Below are 17,370 nucleotides of genomic sequence, written 5' to 3'. Positions count from 1 at the left end.
TTAGTATCTTTCGGCTTTAGTTTTAATATGAAAACAAAGATACTTTTAGCACTGCTTTTTGCGGGAATAGCAACGTACGCCCAAAGTCCGGCAGACCCATATTTTAAATTAACCCGAGCGGGTTTTAATGAAAAGAACGCCTTTGAAACAACGGCTTTTGTAGAAAAATATTTCAGGGTACCAGGCAATACAGGGTTTAATGCAAGTATTAAACAAGTAGAAAGCATTTTAAAAAAAGCAGGCTTTGTAGAGCAAAAACAAAATGAGTTTGAAGCTCCGTTAACATATAGAATTGAGAAACGGGCAATGAAAAACAACACTTGGGAGCCCGTTGATGCAAACATTGAAATAATTGGAGAATCTACCCCTTTAATTTCTTATAAAACAAATCGCAATATGATTCCGATCAATTGTGGCTCTACTCCTGCTGGCGGTGCTATTGGAGAAGTTGTTTTCATTTCCAAAATAGTGCCTTCAGAAATTGAGAAAATGGACTTAAAAGGAAAAATCATTTTTTCTGAATCACATCCTGGCAGATTACTTTCTATTGCAGCAAAAGCCGGAGCTATTGGTGTTTTGGGCTATTCTATGCCGAAATATACACAACCAGAAATTCATCAAACATCCATACAGTTTAGCAGTATGAAAGCTAATAGCGAAGTTTGGACGCTACTTTTATCATACGCCGCAAAGGAAAAGTTAAAATCAGCTTGTGAAAAAGGTACTGTTAAACTTAAGGTAAATATTGAAACTAAAATTTATCCTTCGGAAGAGTTAACAATAGTTGCCAACGTAAAAGGAAGTGTAAAACAGGATGAACGTTTTGTATTTAGTGCACACGTACAAGAGCCTGGTGCTAATGATAACGCAAGCGGAGTTGGTACTTTAGCGGAAATGGCTCGTTTAACTGCTGAATTATATCAGGCGAAAAAGATAAAACCTTTACGTACACTAACATTTTTATGGGGCGATGAAATTGTTTCTACCAGACGCTATATTACCGACGACACCGTTAGGGCAAAAGGAATTTTATGGGGTATGAGCCTTGACATGGTTGGAGAGGACACTAAAAAAACAGGAGGTTCATTTCTCATAGAAAAGATGCCTGATCCTTCAGCAATATGGACTCGTGGAACGGATAAACATACAGAATGGGGTGCTGGAGATGTTAAGGAAAAAGATCTTTTCCCTCATTACTTTAATGATTTTATTTTCGATATATGTAAAGCACAAGGCAAATTTGCCAACTGGACAGTAAACTATAATCCTTTTGAGGGTGGAAGCGACCATACTCCTTTTCTTCAAAATAAAATACCTGGTTTATTGATGTGGCATTTTACTGATGTTTTTTACCATACCGATAACGACCGCATTGATAAAGTATCGCCTATTGAAATGAAAAATGTTGGCATAAGTGGTTTAACAGCGGCCTATACCTTAGTTAATGCAGATGAAAATACTGCAAGCGCAACAGTAACACAAGTTAAAAACGACGCTTTAGTTCGTTTAAAAACCGAGTTTGAACTGAGTAAAAAAGCAATTTCTGAAGGTAAATCCGCAGCAGAAGAAAGGCATATTATCGAAGTTTGGAGCAAATGGTATGTAAATGCATTGGCAACAATTAATAAAATGCCTGTTAAAGCCGAAACAACCAGAGTAGGTTCTGCAATAAAATTTGCCGTTAACGAAGTTGAGAAGCAAACTAATATTTATTTAGAAGCATTGAAGTAAACAAATTAATTGCGATAATTCTTTGTCTGTCTATTACGTGGCAAACTTATTTAAAAACGGCTAACTATTACTTTAAATCTGCTAATCTACCTTAGTTAAATGTCTCAATCAAAAGCGATTATTATTGGTGCAGGTATTGCTGGCATTGCTTCTGCTATACGTATGGCTGCAAAAGGCTATTCTGTTGATGTTTACGAAGCGAGCAATAATCCAGGGGGAAAACTTAACCAGCTAAATTTAAATGATTTTAGGTTTGATGCCGGGCCTAGTCTTTTTACGATGCCCCAATATGTGGATGAACTTTTTAAAATAGCAAATAAGAATCCTGCTGAATATTTTGAGTATGAGAAACTGGATGAAATTTGCAGATATTTTTACGAAGATGGTTTGAAGTTAACGGCTTACGCTGACCTTAACTTATTTGCACAGGAGATACAGGAAAAAACAAATTCGACCGCAGCGGAAATTGCTCAATTTTTAAAGAAAAGTGAAACCATTTACAACGTTACACATAAGGTTTTCCTGAAAAGGAGTTTACATAAAATTAAAAGCTATTTGCATTTTGACACAATCAAATCTATATTAAGTTTTAGTAAAATTGATGCTTTTAGAACGCAAAACCAAGCAAATAAAGTTTTCTTTAATGACGACAGAGTAGTACAACTTTTTAATAGATACGCCACTTATAATGGCTCAAATCCATATCAAGCTCCAGCTACGTTAAATATAATCCCTCATTTCGAATATCATTTTGGCGCATTTTTACCAAAAAGGGGAATGTATAGCATAACTACATCTCTGGTAAAATTGGCAGAAGATTTGGGTGTAAAATTTCATTATAACTGTAAGGTTGAAGAAATTCTTTATTCGGATGAACAACCTTTAAAGGTAACGGGCATAAAGTTAGGAAATTCGGTTTTGCTAGCGGATGTAGTGGTTTCTAATCTTGATATTTGGTTTACTTATAAAAATCTGCTTAAAGAAATACCTCATCCAAAAAAACTTTTACAGCAGGAGCGCAGTAGTTCTGCCTTAATTTTTTACTGGGGTATAAAGGGCAATTATAACAGCCTGGGGCTTCATAACATTTTGTTTTCAGCAAATTATCAGGATGAATTTAATGCCATATGGAGAGACAAAACTATTTGTAATGACCCCACTATTTATATTAACATCACATCAAAACATATTAAAGGTGATGCACCAAAAGATTGTGAAAACTGGTTTGTGATGATTAATGTACCATCTAATAATGGTCAGAATTGGGATGTACTGATTCAGGAAGCCAAATTAAATATCATAAAAAAGATCAATAGAATTTTAAAAGCAGATATTGAACAAAACATAGTTTGCGAAGAAATTCTTGATCCCAGAAGCATAGAAAGTAAAACGGGCTCTTATCAAGGTTCATTGTATGGAAATAGTTCTAACAATCAATTTTCGGCTTTTTTAAGGCATCCTAATTTTATTTCAAAAATAAAAAATCTTTATTTCTGCGGCGGCAGCGTGCACCCAGGTGGAGGAATCCCATTGGCTTTACTATCGGCTAAGATTATTGATAACGAGATTAAAGCTTTTTAATCGCTTTATAAAATTTTATCCACCCAGTGGATAACACCATAAATAAAAGAGCTACAACATATTCCATTCTTAAATATAATAAGAATTACGCTAATTTGAAAAACAATAATTTTTAAAAAGTTAAATTTGTGTACTGTCCATGCATTATTTGCATGTTTTCATTCAAAATAAAATAATATGAATTTTCACACACGTAAATGGATAAAACCTGAAGATTTAAACCCAAATGGCGGTTTGTTTGGTGGTAGTCTTTTAAAATGGATCGATGAAGAGGCGGCTATTTATGCTATTGTTCAATTAGAAAATCCAAAAGTTGTGACAAAGTATATGTCTGAAATTAACTTTGTTAGCTCAGGAAAGCTAGGTGACATTATTGAAATGGGTATAACGGCAACAAATTTCGGCAATACATCAATCACTATGTGTTGCGAGGTAAGAAATAAAATTACCCGCAAAAGCATTCTGACTATTGATAAGATTGTTTTTGTAAATATTAACGATTACGGTGAACCTACGCCTCATGGAAAAACGAAAATTAAATATATTGAGGAGCAATTTGAGCAGGAAAACGAGAGTAAAGTTTAGTTGTGTAAAGCAGATTTAGGTAAGCTTGTGCTTTGCTTTTAATTCTGCTTCCAGCTTTTCTGCATCCAAATCAAATGCATTGACAATAATTTGCGCTTTGGTATAAAAAGGATCACGTTCCTGAAGTTTCATTTTTATAAATTCAAGAAGTTGTTCATCGTCCATATCTTTTATCAATGGGCGTTTTTGGCGGTTGTGTAATCTTGATACCAGAGCAGCAGGCTCCATGTGCAGATAAATTGTTGCACCGTTTTGGTTCATCCATTCCATATTATCAAAAAAACATGGTAAACCGCCTCCAGTTGCAACCACGCAGGTTTCAGGATAATTAAAAGTTTTTAAAGTTTCGCGCTCCAAATTTCGAAAGCCACTTTCGCCAAATTCAGCAAAATATTCTGCAATGGTTTTACCCGTTGCTTGCACAATTTCTGCATCAAGATCTATCACTGGGCAATTTAAATGATTTGCCAGTTGCTTTGCTTTTGTGCTTTTACCGCAGCCCATAAATCCTATAAGGAAAATCTTCATAATTGATGATCTCGTTTTAACATGATATAATCCGTTACCGGTGGTTTTAAACCTGCTTTTTTAAATAAAGTAGCAATTTGGGCACGATGATAAGTAGAATGATTTAATAAATGAAATAAAATTTCTTCTGCCTTATTCTGATATTGATCGCCTTTGGAATTAGAATAATTAATTACCTGATTTAAAGGGATGTTTTTTAGTATTTCTCTGATTTGAATAAAATTATCTATTGACATTTTTTCAAAGGAATCTTTAGGCTGAATTTGCCACACATCGTAGAGCGGTTTGTCTCCAATAATACGCTTGCCCCATATATGTTGCGCATTTAATACATGACTAAATAATTTTTCTGCCTCGGGCATGGCAATAATTGTGGAGTTGAAAACAGAAATAATCCTTTGATCTGCAGCTTCAGTATAGTTTACAATTTCTTCTAACATGCCTTAACTTAATTTCACTCTTGGATCTACGTAAGCATATAAAATATCTACCAGAATATTAATTATTACAAACACAAAAGCAATAAATAATATAGAACCCATTACCACAGGAAAATCAGACATTTCTAAAGCTGTTACCGTTGTGCGACCTAGCCCATTATATCCAAAAATATATTCTACAAAGAATGAGCCTGCCAGCAAAGAAGCAAACCAACCCGAAATTGCTGTAATTACTGGATTTAATGCGTTTTTTAAGGCATGTTTATATATTATAGCATTTTTACTAAGTCCTTTTGCTCTTGCTGTACGGATATAATCTTGAGCCAATACATCGAGCATTGCACTTCGGGTTAATTGCACAATTATAGCTAAAGGTCTAAGGCCTAAAGTAACCATGGGTAGCCACAAATTTCTTAGGGTAAGTATTTCACCTTTAAAAGGATCGTAACTATATAAACTACCACTCATTCTTAAACCTGTGTAATTACTTAAAACAAAGCCAAAGAGCCAGGCAATAATAATTCCTGCGAAAAACGATGGGGCGGATATTCCTAAAATGGCAAAACTATTTGCGGCTTTATCTATCCAACTATCTTTGTATACGGCAGATAATACTCCTAAGAAAACTCCTATTAACGTTGCAAAAATCATGGCGGTAAGTGCCAGTACAAAAGTATTGGGTACCGTTTCAGAAAGTATTGCGGTAACATCTCTTTTAGTTTGATAAGAACTTCGCAGGTATGGCCATTTAAATACTAAAGCTTTTTCACCAAAGCCTAATATTTTTGCATAATGATATTTTTGTTGTGTTGCAGCATTATTATCTAAAACACTTACAGGAGAAAGATCATTTACGTAAAGAATAAACTGTACAGGTTTGGATCGATCCAAGCCAAATTCTTTTCTAACGGCTTCTAAAGATTGAACATCGGCTCGCTGCCCCATCGTCATTCTTGCCGGATCGCCGGGTAAAATATTAAACAATAAAAAAACGATTAGCACAACACCAGCCATTACAGCTAATCCATATAAAAGTTTTTTTAAGGCATAACGAAACATCATTATTTACCGAAATATTTTTTAGAAAGTTCATCAAATGACGGCATATTATGATAATGCCATTTATTAACTACTACACCATTTTTTAAAAGTAATATACCAGGATTTGCCCTCACCATACTTTTTAAAGGAACAGCATCAGCAAAAAACACTTCTGAGAAAAGATTATTTTGCTTTATAAATTCAGCAGCGTCCTGTGCAGAATTAGAGGTTAATAAAACCGTACGAATATTAAATTGCTGCGTTGCATTTATAGCCAAAGCATTTAAATCGCCTATTGCTTTTAAATTAGTATCGTGTAAGTTATAGGCAACAAAAACCAAGCTGTAATATGGGTTTTCAATTAATTCTTTGGTATAATCCGTACCTGAGGCATCGGTAATAATTAAATCTTTAATTTTTGGAGAAAAGCCTTCTTTAATTAATTTTTTAGTCGGCTCACCTATAATTTCCCAATTATTATCTTTCCAAATCTCCGTTTTAAGGTAATCCTTATCACTCATATCTTTCTCTTCCTTAGTTTTTTTATTCTTCAGGTGATACATGATCTGATATTCATCGGGTTTTTCTCCTGGAGGGATAACCATAAGTGACGGAATATGTACTCCCACTTTATAAGGGAGAAAATCTATAATCGGTAAAAAGTTGTAAGTAAACAAGCCAAAAAATAAAGAGGCAAAAGTAACTATAAGAGCTATATTTCGCTGTGTTGAAGGTTTAATTGTTACTGGATTAATAAACTCTTTTTTAAAGAAAATATAGAGGATTAAAACCAGCAAAATTAAGTCCTTACCAAAAGATTGCCACGGGGTAAGCGGAATGGCATCACCAAAGCAACCGCAACTAGTTACCACTTTAAATGCTGCAGAAACAAATGTTAAAAGGGTAAAAAATATAATTAAAAGTAATAAACCCCAAGCTACTTTTTTACCCCAGAAACCTAAAAGTAGTAAGGCACCTAAAACAATTTCTAAAGTACACAGTAAAATAGCAATACCTGTAGCCATTCCACTGAGAAAATCCATATGAAAAACTTCAAAATACTCTTGCAGTTTATAGCCAAACCCAAGTGGATCGTTTGCTTTTATTAATCCTGAGAAAATAAAAAGCGCACCTACAAAAATTCTTGAAATGGTTAATAGCGTATTTTTCATAGAGTACAATTATTTTTTATGGTTCTTTACGGTTAAATTCTGGAAACACGACCAACGTGATGTGCTTCTTATTAAAAACCTAAGCGGTTCCTAGCTTAATCAAAGCAAATACCGAATAGTTTAACATATCCTGGTAGTTTGCCTTTACCCCTTCTGAAGCAAGTGTTTGCCCTTCGTTATCTTCAATTTGTTTAACTCTGAATATCTTCATTAAAATCAAATCTGTTAAAGAGCTCACTCGCATATCTCTCCAAGCCTCTCCGTAATCGTGATTTTTAGCAAACATTAAATCCTTTGTTTCGGTTACTTTTTCATTAAAAGAATCTTCAACAAATTGGTAAGGAAGTTCTGTTGGGTCGGTATCTGTTAACTCTAATTGCATCATCGCAATTACACAATAGTTAATAATACCAATGTATTCTGAAGTGATATTTTCTCCAACCTTACTAATTTTTTTTTCTTCTAAAGTACGGATTCTTTGTGCTTTAATAAAAATCTGATCGGTGATAGAGCTTGGTCTTAAAATGCGCCATGCGGTACCATAATCTTTAGTTTTCTTTAAAAATAATGATCTGCAAACGCTGATTACTTGATCAAATTCTGTAGAGGTATTTGTTTCTGCCAAAGCCAATTATTATTTAGTTTTTAGTGTATTTTTGTATCGAAAAAACAAAAGCTAAAGATACATTTTTAAAGCGAAACCCAAATCCCGAAAGGGTTTATTATGCCACAAAAAAACTTTTTTGAACCTAAGCAAAGTATTAATATCAAAGGCAAACTAATTGATTTGTCTAAGCCCAAAGTAATGGGCATTTTAAATATTACTCCTGATTCCTTTTACAGTAACAGCCGAACAAATTCTATTGATGAAGCTTTAAAAAAGACCGAACAGTTTTTAAATGAGGGCGCTACTTTTATTGATATTGGTGGCTATTCTTCCAGACCAGGTGCTAAAGATGTTGAAGCGAATGAGGAAATTGACAGGCTTGTTCCAGTTATTGAAGCTTTAGTAAAAACATTTCCTGAAGCTATAATTTCTGTGGATACTTTTAGAGCAAAGGTTGCTGAAAATACAATTTTAGCCGGTGCGCACATCATAAATGATATTGCTGCTGGTGATATGGACGAATTGATGTTTGAAACCGTTGCGCGTTTACAAGTACCCTATATTATAATGCATATGCAGGGCACGCCTCAAACCATGCAGCAAAATCCTGTTTATCAAAATGTTTTATTAGAAGTTATTGATTATTTGGCAAAGAAAATTGCAGCGCTTAAAGCCTTAAAAGTTCATGACATAATTATTGATCCCGGTTTTGGATTTGGTAAAACGATTGCGCATAATTATGAACTACTAAATCAAATGCAGGAATTTAAAATATTGCAGTTGCCTGTGCTGGTTGGCTTTTCACGAAAAGGCATGATCCATAAAGTTTTAAAAATAACAGCTGCAGAATCCTTAAACGGAACCAGTGTACTAAACACCATTGCCTTGCAAAAAGGTGCTGGTATTTTAAGGGTTCATGATGTTAAAGAAGCTGTAGAGTGCGTAGAATTGATTGCACAGTTAGGTTAAATTCACTCATTGCTTTAAGCCAATTTCTTAAAGCAAAACAACCATTTTAAGCATACAAAGATGCTCTTACTTTGGACTAAGGACTTAATTTCATAAATTGCCTGTGATGAAAACAGCATTAGATTTCGATTTTGTAAAATTTACAGTTACCGATGTTATAGATATTGTACTGGTTGCACTGCTCATCTACTATGTTTACACGCTTATTCGCAACACGTTAGCTGTAAATTTATTGGTAGGAATGCTTATCATCGCCATTTTTTATAGAGTGGTTGATGCCTTGCATATGAAGCTTTTAACTGCCATCATAGAGAAATTTATGAGCGTGGGTATTATTGCATTAATTGTAATTTTTCATCCAGAAATTCGACGTTTCCTTTTATTGATTGGAAAAAATGCTTTTTTACAAAAGAACAAAGCTTGGTGGGGTTATTTATTTGGGCGTAAGGAAATAGAAAGAAACAACCTGGCCCGTATAAAACCAATTATTGATGCCTGTAAAAGCATGAAAAAAACCAGAACGGGTGCTTTAATTGTGTTTGTTAAGTTTTACGATGAACAATTTTTCGCCAATAGCTGTGAGGTTGTGGATGCGAAAATTTCAAAACGCTTATTAGAAAGTATATTTCAAAAAAATAGCCCGCTGCATGATGGAGCTGTTGTTATTTCAGAAAATAAAATTAAAAGTGCCAGTTGCATTCTACCTTTAACGGATAACGACCAACTGCCTGCGCAATTCGGATTAAGACATAGAGCTGGCATTGGTGTTTCGGAAACTACAGACGCTGTGGCGGTTATTATATCAGAAGAAACTGGAGAAATATCTTACGCTAAGCAAGGTAGAGTAAGAATGAATGTTTCTTTTGGTGAGCTTGAAAAATTGCTCAATAAAGATTTTTAATCAATCCCAAATCCCCTTTTCAGGAGATTTGGGAAAATACTTTTAGCAATATTGCTCAAATGCACCGATTAAATTATCAGCAATCATTTGCGCTGGTCTACCTTCAATTTGATGGCGCTCAATCATATGCACCAATTTACCATCTTTAAACAAAGCCATAGCTGGCGAAGATGGAGGGAAAGGCATCATGTAATTTCTAGCTTGATCTACTGCTTCTTTTTCCATTCCTGCAAATACAGTAACCAATTTATCAGGGTGTTTTTCATGAGCTGCTGCTGCTCTTGCTGCAGGGCGAGCATTTGCTGCCGCACAACCACAAACTGAATTTACAACCACTAAAACGGTTCCTTCACCTTTAATTGCCTGATCTACTTCTTCTGCATTTTTTAATTCTTCAAAACCTACGTTAGTTAATTCCTTACGCATTGGTTCTACTAAATATTCTGGATACATTTATCTTCGTTTTTATTATTTACAATTTCAACGTACAAAAATAAGAAAATCGAACAGTAGAAACTGTTCGATTTATATTTTTAAGGTAAAATTAAAAAGTTATAAGTCTCTTACTGAAGACCTTTTTGTTGCAATAACTCTTTCATCATCTGAGGATCTCTAAGTGCAGCCCATCCAAAAATTGCAATAGATACAACTAAAAGAATGATGTATAATGCGCTTAAAACAACACCTATGATGGCACAAATTTTACCTGCTTTGGTATTTTTATAAGATGATAATGAATAGCCATTAGGGTTAAGGTTATATTTTTTAATATCCCCATTTGATAAAACCCAAGCAATAATTCCAAATACCAAACCTATACCGTAGCAGCAACAGCCTGGAATAGATAAAATACCTAAAACTAATGCAATAGTAGCATTAGGCAAATTCGGTTGTCCCATTCCTCCTCCGAACTGACCAAATGGTGGTGGTTGTTGAAATGGTGGTGGCTGGCCAGGACCATTACTTATTGGTTCTACAGCATTTGATTCGTTCCTAATTGGCTCGATTGGTTGATTTTCTTGTTCTTCAGACATAGCTAATTTAGTAATTGGTGGTTGTATATTTTGTAAATGTAATTGATTATAATAATTACTGCAACACCTGCAAATACAATTTTTATCAACTGTGCGCCAAATTTAAAATCGAATTTAAGGTGTAATAGCGTAAAAATAACGATAAAAATTAAGGGTATAGTTGCCGGATATAATTTAAATGACTCAACAATATTTCCTTTAAACAAACTTATAACAGACCGCTGCAAACCACAACCCGGGCAATCTACCCCAAAGTGAGCCTTTAACGGGCAAGTTAAAAGGTGATGACTCAGCCAATCTAAAAAACCACTATCCTGATGCGCCATCTAAACTAATGATATTGTCTTGCTGATCTTTCCAGATTTTATATTTCTCCAAATCTTTTACAACTTGTTTATAAACCAAATTTAAAATAAATACGTCATCTATAAAACCCAATACAGGAATAAAATCGGGAACCACATCAATTGGCGAGAGGAAATAAATTAAGCCGCCAATAATTGCTATAATAGATCTTTTAGGTATCTCGGTGTAATTACCATTTACATAATCCTTAGAAACTGCAAACAATAATAACAGTTTAGTCCAAATCCCCTCCAAATCTCCTTTATTGGTTACCGCTTTACCCAATGCATCCTGAATGGTCTGCTTAGCCTTATTTTTATCATTCAATACAACCGTAGCTTTATCTTCTGATTTTTTAAAGAAATCTAATATTTTTTGCCTGTTCAATTTCATAATAAGTCTATTACAAATTAACGGCCAAAAGCATCATAATTGTCTTCGGCATATTTCACAAAACGATCAATCAACTTTATATTCTTACTTTCTAAAGGCGTTATATCGTTATCTACATTATTTGAGATGGGTACATACCAATCCACGGGATCGAAAAAGTTTCTATAAGTTACTTTCTTAAAAGCATAACCATGTCTGGCAAAAATAGTATTCTTAATAATTTGTAAATCCAATTTACGAAGGTTTTTTAAGTCACTCTCCTTTAACGCCATAGTTGATGCATTTAATACAAAAATTTGTTTGGAAGCGCTTCGATAAAAAGCGTTAGTCATAGTGTCTACTTTGCCATCATCTAGGGTATCTAAACGATCAATCACTTTATGATCTGTCCAATCTATATAGTCAATTTCATTCGGAAGCATAAGGTTTGCATTATAAACGAACTGTTTTTTCTGCAATTTATATTTCTTTTTTGGCCACTTTAAATTGGTTTTATAAGCAGACCAAACACCTTTTAAAGTATCTCCATCTAATTTAATTTCAAAGCGCCCGTCGTATTTATCTGTTCCCGGCTCATCTAAAATAAAGGTAATTTTGCCCCCATCATCAGAAAGTTTGCCCAATAAAGGTCGGCTATTGCCTGATACCACGCTTTGTGCAATTACAGTATCTTTGGTTATTCTTTTAATTACAAGGTTTAGTTTAGGCGTAGCGTCAGACATGTCTCCTTCGTATTCATCTTCTGTATCCACAAGAAAATCACCCACCCAAAAACCATATAATTCTTTATGGATTTCTGCTTGTGCTACAGGAGATTCAGTTTTCTGATTTGTTTTTTTCTTCTCTTTACAAGAAAATATAACGATTGAGAGGAGTGCGATAAATAAGAGTTTTTTCATTAGTTAGATTAATTACGTAGAGTATGATGTACTTAGTTATATAATTTGTCTTTTAATAAGCCATTCGGCAAGTAATAAATTAGGTATCCAGCCCAACCAAGCTATAATTTGGTAAACATCCATTGGCGCCGGATGAAATAAATATACTAAAATTACCTTCCACAGGCGTAAAGTGATAGCAGAACAAGTTAATGCAAAACTTCGCCACATGTACTTTTTATGATTAATAACATCACGTTTCAAAATGAGAATAATGGCTTTTATTGTAAAATAAAACCATAAAATACCAAGTAAAACAAATGAAACCTTTGATATTATGCCACCATTTGCAAAACAACCAATAAATATGCCAGATGGTGCTGCAAGTAGCAATACTACTGCTGAGTAGAAATAACCTAAAACCCTGTGAACTCTTTTGTAGCCAAATTGAATTTTAGAATTGAATTGTGTAAACCCTGCAAACAGCACAAAAATAGCGCTATAAACATGAATGTAAAATATAGGTAAATAAGCTTTTATACTGTTTACTTCTGTTTGTTTTATTTGCAGGAAGGCGATTTCACTATCCGCCGGGATGTAACGCAATGTTATTTGGAGCATTAAAATAAAGAAATACGCAAAAAATAGCACCCATATAAGTTGTGTATAATTTAGGTATTTCTTCATGCGCCATTTCTAAGGTTTCTTATTAAAAAGGAGAAGTAATTTTCTATCAAACGTTATTGGAACAAGCGTTGCATTAACTACGTCATCTTCATAAAGTTGTTTTTTAACAGGGTCGAAAACAAATCTTGCTATAATCGGCATTCGGTCCGTATAACTTTCGTGAAGGTTAAAATCGTATGTTTTAGAATAATTTTGAGATAAATCTGCCTTAGGATTAGGACTACTTTCCAACATTAAACCAAATGACTGACCGCCATTTTTAACAACTCTTTCGTAAAGGCCTTTGGTATATTGCTTGTATTTGGATGAACTTTCTACAATTTTATAAGCAATACTAGCTTTATAACTTTCTTTTGTTTGGGCAAAAACACGGATTGATAAAAAGCAGATCATCAAAAAAATGAAAATTCCTCTGGTCATATAATTAACGATTAGATTTAATCATTTCTAAAATATCATCTACATATTTACGCTCATTTGCCAAGCGTGGCACCTTATGCTGTCCACCTAATTTATCTTTAGCTTTTAACCAATTATAAAAAGTATTTTCTGGTGCATTATGCACTTGAGGGCGACGCAGAGCCATATCTTTAAAACGTTTAGCATCGTAATCAGAATTTACCTCTCTTAAGGTTTGATCCATTACATCCACAAACTTTTCAAAATCATGTGGTTGTTTATCAAACTCAATAATCCACTCATGCCCCCCCGCTTGCTCTCCCTTAAAATAAATTGGCCCAGCAGTATAATCTTTAATTTCGGCGCCAGTTTCTAAACATGCCTTTGTTAGCGCCTGTTCAGCATTATCAATAATTACTTCTTCGCCAAAAGCATTAATAAAATGTTTAGTTCTTCCAGTAATTTTTATTCTATAAGGAGATAAAGACGTAAATTGAATGGTATCGCCAATCATATAGCGCCATAAACCACCGTTTGTAGAAATTACAATTGCATAATTTTTATAAAGTTCTACTTCTCCCAAAAGTAGAGCAGCAGGGTTTTCGTCATGAATATTTTCCATTGGAATAAATTCATAAAAGATGCCGTAATCCAGCATTAACAACATTTCTTCAGAATTATCCTGATCTTGAATACCAAAAAAACCTTCGGATGCATTATAAGTTTCCAGATAATACATTTCATCTGATGGAATGAGTTGTTTAAACTGCTCTCGGTAGGGCGCAAAATTTACTGCCCCGTGCACATAAAGCTCTAAATTTGGCCACACTTCTAGTAAATTGCTTTTACCAGTAAGTTCTAAAACTTTTTTAGCAAGCACAATTGTCCATGTTGGTACGCCAGAAATACTGGTTACATTTTCCTGAATGGTGGCTTCGGCCATCCGATCCATTTTTATTTCGTAATTATCCATCAAAGCGATGGACATATCTGGTGTACGATAATATTCAGCCCAAATTGGCAGGTTTTTAATCAAAACAGCTGATAAATCACCATAAAAGCAATCTTCATTTAATTGATTTACCTGATGACTTCCGCCTAAAACCAAACCTTTTCCAGTAAACATTTGATTATCTGGGCGGTTATTACAGTAAATGGAAAGCATATCTTTACCGCCCTTGAAGTGGCATTCTTCGAGGCTTTCTTCTGAAACAGGAATAAATTTGCTTCTATCACTCGTTGTGCCTGATGATTTTGCGAACCATTTAATATCGGAAGGCCAAAGAATATTTTGCTCCCCCGCCAACATCCTTTCGATGTAAGGTTTTAGGGTATCATAATTTTGAATTGGAACACGTTCCTGATATTGTTGGGGCGTTAAAATAGATTTGTAATCGTATAGTTTGCCCCATTCTGTATTTTCCGCACTATCAATAAGTGTATGAAACCACTCTTCCTGAACATCGTGCGGGTATTTCATAAAAAGCTCGATCTGATGGATCCGCTTTTTCATTAACCAGGTAAAAATCGAATTTACAAATGCCATGTGCTTAAAAGAAAATTAAAAATTCTTTCGTTTTAAAACGAAGTTAGAGCCCAAATATACTTTTCTAACCATTTCATTTTCTGCCAGAACTTCGGGCACTCCTTGCTCCAAAATTTTCCCTTCGAAAAGTAAATATGCTCTATCAGTAATAGAAAGAGTTTCTTGCACATTGTGATCGGTAATCAGAATGCCTATGTTTTTATGTTTTAGCTTGGCTACTATGGATTGAATTTCTTCTACCGCAATTGGATCTACCCCGGCAAATGGCTCATCCAAAAGAATAAAATTAGGATTTGCAGCTAATGCCCTAGCAATTTCCGTTCTACGGCGCTCTCCTCCTGATAGTAAATCGCCACGATTTTTACGAACTTTATGCAAGCTAAATTCATTAATTAGCTCTTCTAACTTATCGCGTTGCTCTTCTTTGCTCATTTTGCTCATTTCCAAAATGGCCAAAATATTTTCTTCAACAGTAAGTTTTCTAAAAACCGAAGCTTCCTGCGCTAAATAACCTATACCTTTTTGTGCCCGGCGATACATGGCATCTTCGGTAATATCTTCATCTTCTAAATAAATACGACCTTGATTTGGCTTGATTAAACCTACAATCATATAAAATGAAGTCGTTTTTCCCGCACCATTCGGACCTAAAAGTCCAACAATTTCTCCCTGACTTACGTTAAAAGAAACATCATTAACAACGGTACGTTGCTTATATTTTTTAACGAGGTTTTCGGCTCTTAAGATCATATATTTTATTAGTAACCATCAAAACTACCTAATTACAAAGGAGCTGAAACAATTTCAGTTGATGATTTATTTTATATTTTAAATAACTTTTATTCCTTTAATATTTAGCTGCAAACGTCTTTTTTCCCGCCATATATTTTCTTCAATAGTATAACAAACAGAAAAAGGAACTTTTGGTTGTAAAAGGTTTTCAAATTCTGCTAAACCAAATGCAATGCCTTCAAAAATACTGGAATTTTGTTGTTTTATATTAATTTTTAAATGATTTGCTCCAACTGCCATGGCTCGTTGTGCGAGGTATACATTGTGTGTTACAAAAACTGGCGACATGTTTTCGGGTCCAAATGGACCCATTTGCGATAAAATTCTAAAAAACTTACCATCAATCTGAGCTAGTTCTATTTCAGCATCAATCTTAATCATTGGCGTTAATAGTTCTTTCGTTATGCTGGCGGCTACAATTTCTTCAAACTTATCAGATAATGCATTTACATTATCTTGTTGCATGGTTAAGCCCGCAGCAAATTTGTGCCCACCATATTGGTCGAGCAAATCTGCGCAGCCGCTTAATGCTTCATATAAATCAAAACCAGCAACCGAGCGGCACGAACCAGCCACCAAACCGTTAGATTTTGTAAGTACAATAGTTGGTCGATAATATTTTTCCGTTAATCGGGAAGCCACAATTCCAATTACACCTTTATGCCAGTTTTCATTAAAAACAACGGTTGTTTTCCGGTTAATTAAAATCTCACTTTCATCAATTAAAGCAAGGGCTTCACGGGTAATATCCTGGTCGAAAGTTTTTCGTTCTGTGTTTTTTAGATTAATTAATTCACTTTGTTCAGCAGCATTTACCTCTTCATCACACAGCAGCATTGCCACAGCATGCTTTGCATGATCTATGCGCCCTGCAGCATTAATTCTAGGTCCTAAAGTAAAAACAACATCTGTAATGGTATAATTTTCGGTTTTACCAGAAATCTCCATTAAGGATTTTAAGCCCTGGCAAGGGTTCGTATTCAGTTTCCGTAATCCATAATAAGCCAGAATCCTATTTTCGCCAACAACAGGAACAATATCTGCAGCAATACTTACCATAACTAAATCAAGATATTGCAGATAAGTGTTTTGGGGTAAATTATGTTTCTGAGCGTAAGCCTGAGCCAATTTAAAACCTATTCCGCAGCCAGCGAGCTCTTTAAAAGGATATTCGCAATCGTTTCTTTTTGGATCTAAAACGGCAATTGCTTTCGGCAATTCATCACCTGGTAAGTGGTGATCGCAAATAATAAAATCTATATTAAAACTGTTGGCGTAATCAATTTTATCAATGGACTTTATGCCGCAATCTAAGGCAATAATTAACGAAAATCCATTGGCGCGTGCATAATCAATTCCAGCGGTAGAGATACCATAACCTTCTAAGTAGCGATCTGGAATATAGTATTCTATATTTTTAGTAAGTTGAGAAAAAAAGCTATAAGCCAAAGCAACAGAGGTTGTTCCATCTACATCATAATCACCATAGATAAGAATTTTCTCTCCATTAGTCATTGCTTTTTCAATACGATTGATGGCTATATCCATATCCTTCATTAAAAAAGGATCGTGAAGATGATCGATTTGTGGTCTGAAAAAATCCTTAGCCTGATCGAAATCGCAAATATTTCTATTAACTAAAATTTCAGCAAGTGAGCGATCTATGTTAAGTTGTTCAGCTATTGTTGTTACGGTATCATCATTACACTTTGATGCCAGCACCCATCTTTTTTCCATCTAT

Annotated in this window: 20 protein-coding genes; 5 read left to right on the top strand and 15 right to left on the bottom strand. The window is 34.5% G+C overall.

What is annotated here, in order from left to right; translation table 11 throughout:
• Positions 1-27: 27 nt before the first annotated feature.
• The 3 genes from EHC72_RS18975 (at position 28) to EHC72_RS18965 (ending at position 3,897) form a co-directional block, all read left to right on the top strand.
• A complete protein-coding gene (locus EHC72_RS18975) occupies positions 28-1,731 on the top strand; it encodes a M28 family peptidase (protein ID WP_131539286.1) in 1,704 nt (567 codons plus the stop codon).
• A gap of 99 nt (positions 1,732-1,830) precedes the next feature.
• Positions 1,831-3,312 (top strand): 1-hydroxycarotenoid 3,4-desaturase CrtD, encoded by a 1,482-nt coding sequence (crtD, locus tag EHC72_RS18970; protein WP_131539285.1) that lies wholly within the window; start codon positions 1,831-1,833, stop codon positions 3,310-3,312.
• Between the two features lie 177 nt (positions 3,313-3,489).
• Positions 3,490-3,897, top strand: coding sequence for an acyl-CoA thioesterase (locus EHC72_RS18965; protein WP_131539284.1), 408 nt, complete (start codon positions 3,490-3,492; stop codon positions 3,895-3,897).
• 15 nt (positions 3,898-3,912) lie between these two features.
• Here EHC72_RS18965 and EHC72_RS18960 read toward each other — a convergent pair whose 3' ends face one another.
• The 5 genes from EHC72_RS18960 to EHC72_RS18940 all read right to left on the bottom strand — a co-directional run bounded on the left by EHC72_RS18960 (position 3,913) and on the right by EHC72_RS18940 (position 7,703).
• On the bottom strand, positions 3,913-4,425 hold the full coding sequence (locus tag EHC72_RS18960) for a shikimate kinase (protein WP_131539283.1): 513 nt from the start codon (positions 4,423-4,425) through the stop codon (positions 3,913-3,915).
• Complete coding sequence (locus EHC72_RS18955; RefSeq protein ID WP_131539282.1) at positions 4,422-4,865, bottom strand: DinB family protein; 444 nt, start codon at positions 4,863-4,865, stop codon at positions 4,422-4,424. The genes EHC72_RS18960 and EHC72_RS18955 overlap by 4 nt, the downstream gene beginning before the upstream one ends.
• A gap of 3 nt (positions 4,866-4,868) precedes the next feature.
• Positions 4,869-5,924: an ABC transporter permease gene (locus EHC72_RS18950; RefSeq protein ID WP_131539329.1), complete on the bottom strand. Its 1,056-nt coding sequence runs from the start codon at positions 5,922-5,924 to the stop codon at positions 4,869-4,871.
• A 2-nt stretch (positions 5,925-5,926) separates the two neighbouring features.
• Positions 5,927-7,078: a BT_3928 family protein gene (locus EHC72_RS18945; protein ID WP_131539281.1), complete on the bottom strand. Its 1,152-nt coding sequence runs from the start codon at positions 7,076-7,078 to the stop codon at positions 5,927-5,929.
• A gap of 79 nt (positions 7,079-7,157) precedes the next feature.
• Complete coding sequence (locus tag EHC72_RS18940) at positions 7,158-7,703, bottom strand: DUF1599 domain-containing protein (protein WP_131539280.1); 546 nt, start codon at positions 7,701-7,703, stop codon at positions 7,158-7,160.
• A 99-nt stretch (positions 7,704-7,802) separates the two neighbouring features.
• Here EHC72_RS18940 and folP point away from each other — a divergent pair, with 99 nt between their 5' ends.
• Together folP and cdaA are read left to right on the top strand one after the other, a co-directional pair.
• On the top strand, positions 7,803-8,654 hold the full coding sequence (gene folP, locus EHC72_RS18935) for a dihydropteroate synthase (RefSeq protein WP_131539279.1): 852 nt from the start codon (positions 7,803-7,805) through the stop codon (positions 8,652-8,654).
• A gap of 106 nt (positions 8,655-8,760) precedes the next feature.
• Positions 8,761-9,555: a diadenylate cyclase CdaA gene (gene cdaA, locus EHC72_RS18930; protein WP_131539278.1), complete on the top strand. Its 795-nt coding sequence runs from the start codon at positions 8,761-8,763 to the stop codon at positions 9,553-9,555.
• Between the two features lie 42 nt (positions 9,556-9,597).
• Here cdaA and EHC72_RS18925 read toward each other — a convergent pair whose 3' ends face one another.
• The 10 genes from EHC72_RS18925 to recJ all read right to left on the bottom strand — a co-directional run bounded on the left by EHC72_RS18925 (position 9,598) and on the right by recJ (position 17,366).
• Positions 9,598-10,008, bottom strand: a complete 411-nt coding sequence (locus EHC72_RS18925) for a BrxA/BrxB family bacilliredoxin (RefSeq protein WP_056871840.1) — start codon at positions 10,006-10,008, stop codon at positions 9,598-9,600.
• 110 nt (positions 10,009-10,118) lie between these two features.
• A complete protein-coding gene (locus tag EHC72_RS18920; RefSeq protein ID WP_199158096.1) occupies positions 10,119-10,589 on the bottom strand; it encodes a CCC motif membrane protein in 471 nt (156 codons plus the stop codon).
• Positions 10,590-10,591: 2 nt separating this feature from the next.
• Positions 10,592-10,915, bottom strand: coding sequence for a DUF2752 domain-containing protein (locus EHC72_RS23325; RefSeq protein ID WP_131539277.1), 324 nt, complete (start codon positions 10,913-10,915; stop codon positions 10,592-10,594).
• Positions 10,899-11,327 carry a YkvA family protein gene (locus EHC72_RS18910; RefSeq protein ID WP_131539276.1) on the bottom strand — a complete coding sequence of 143 codons (429 nt, stop codon included), beginning with the start codon at positions 11,325-11,327 and terminating at the stop codon, positions 10,899-10,901. The genes EHC72_RS23325 and EHC72_RS18910 overlap by 17 nt, the downstream gene beginning before the upstream one ends.
• A 17-nt stretch (positions 11,328-11,344) precedes the next feature.
• Positions 11,345-12,226, bottom strand: coding sequence for a YARHG domain-containing protein (locus EHC72_RS18905; RefSeq protein ID WP_131539275.1), 882 nt, complete (start codon positions 12,224-12,226; stop codon positions 11,345-11,347).
• 36 nt (positions 12,227-12,262) lie between these two features.
• Positions 12,263-12,892, bottom strand: coding sequence for a DUF2306 domain-containing protein (locus EHC72_RS18900; RefSeq protein WP_246029466.1), 630 nt, complete (start codon positions 12,890-12,892; stop codon positions 12,263-12,265).
• 9 nt (positions 12,893-12,901) lie between these two features.
• On the bottom strand, positions 12,902-13,312 hold the full coding sequence (locus EHC72_RS18895; protein ID WP_131539274.1) for a hypothetical protein: 411 nt from the start codon (positions 13,310-13,312) through the stop codon (positions 12,902-12,904).
• A 4-nt stretch (positions 13,313-13,316) separates the two neighbouring features.
• Positions 13,317-14,837 carry a GH3 auxin-responsive promoter family protein gene (locus EHC72_RS18890; RefSeq protein WP_131539273.1) on the bottom strand — a complete coding sequence of 507 codons (1,521 nt, stop codon included), beginning with the start codon at positions 14,835-14,837 and terminating at the stop codon, positions 13,317-13,319.
• Positions 14,838-14,852: 15 nt separating this feature from the next.
• Positions 14,853-15,587 (bottom strand): LPS export ABC transporter ATP-binding protein, encoded by a 735-nt coding sequence (gene lptB / locus EHC72_RS18885; RefSeq protein WP_131539272.1) that lies wholly within the window; start codon positions 15,585-15,587, stop codon positions 14,853-14,855.
• A gap of 78 nt (positions 15,588-15,665) precedes the next feature.
• On the bottom strand, positions 15,666-17,366 hold the full coding sequence (recJ, locus tag EHC72_RS18880) for a single-stranded-DNA-specific exonuclease RecJ (protein ID WP_131539271.1): 1,701 nt from the start codon (positions 17,364-17,366) through the stop codon (positions 15,666-15,668).
• Between the last annotated feature and the right edge of the window lie 4 nt (positions 17,367-17,370).

This window comes from Pedobacter nototheniae (genome assembly GCF_004335085.1).
GTDB lineage: Bacteria > Bacteroidota > Bacteroidia > Sphingobacteriales > Sphingobacteriaceae > Pedobacter > Pedobacter nototheniae.
Note: the sequence above shows the minus strand (reverse complement) of the source record. Positions and strands in the feature narration are given on the sequence as shown.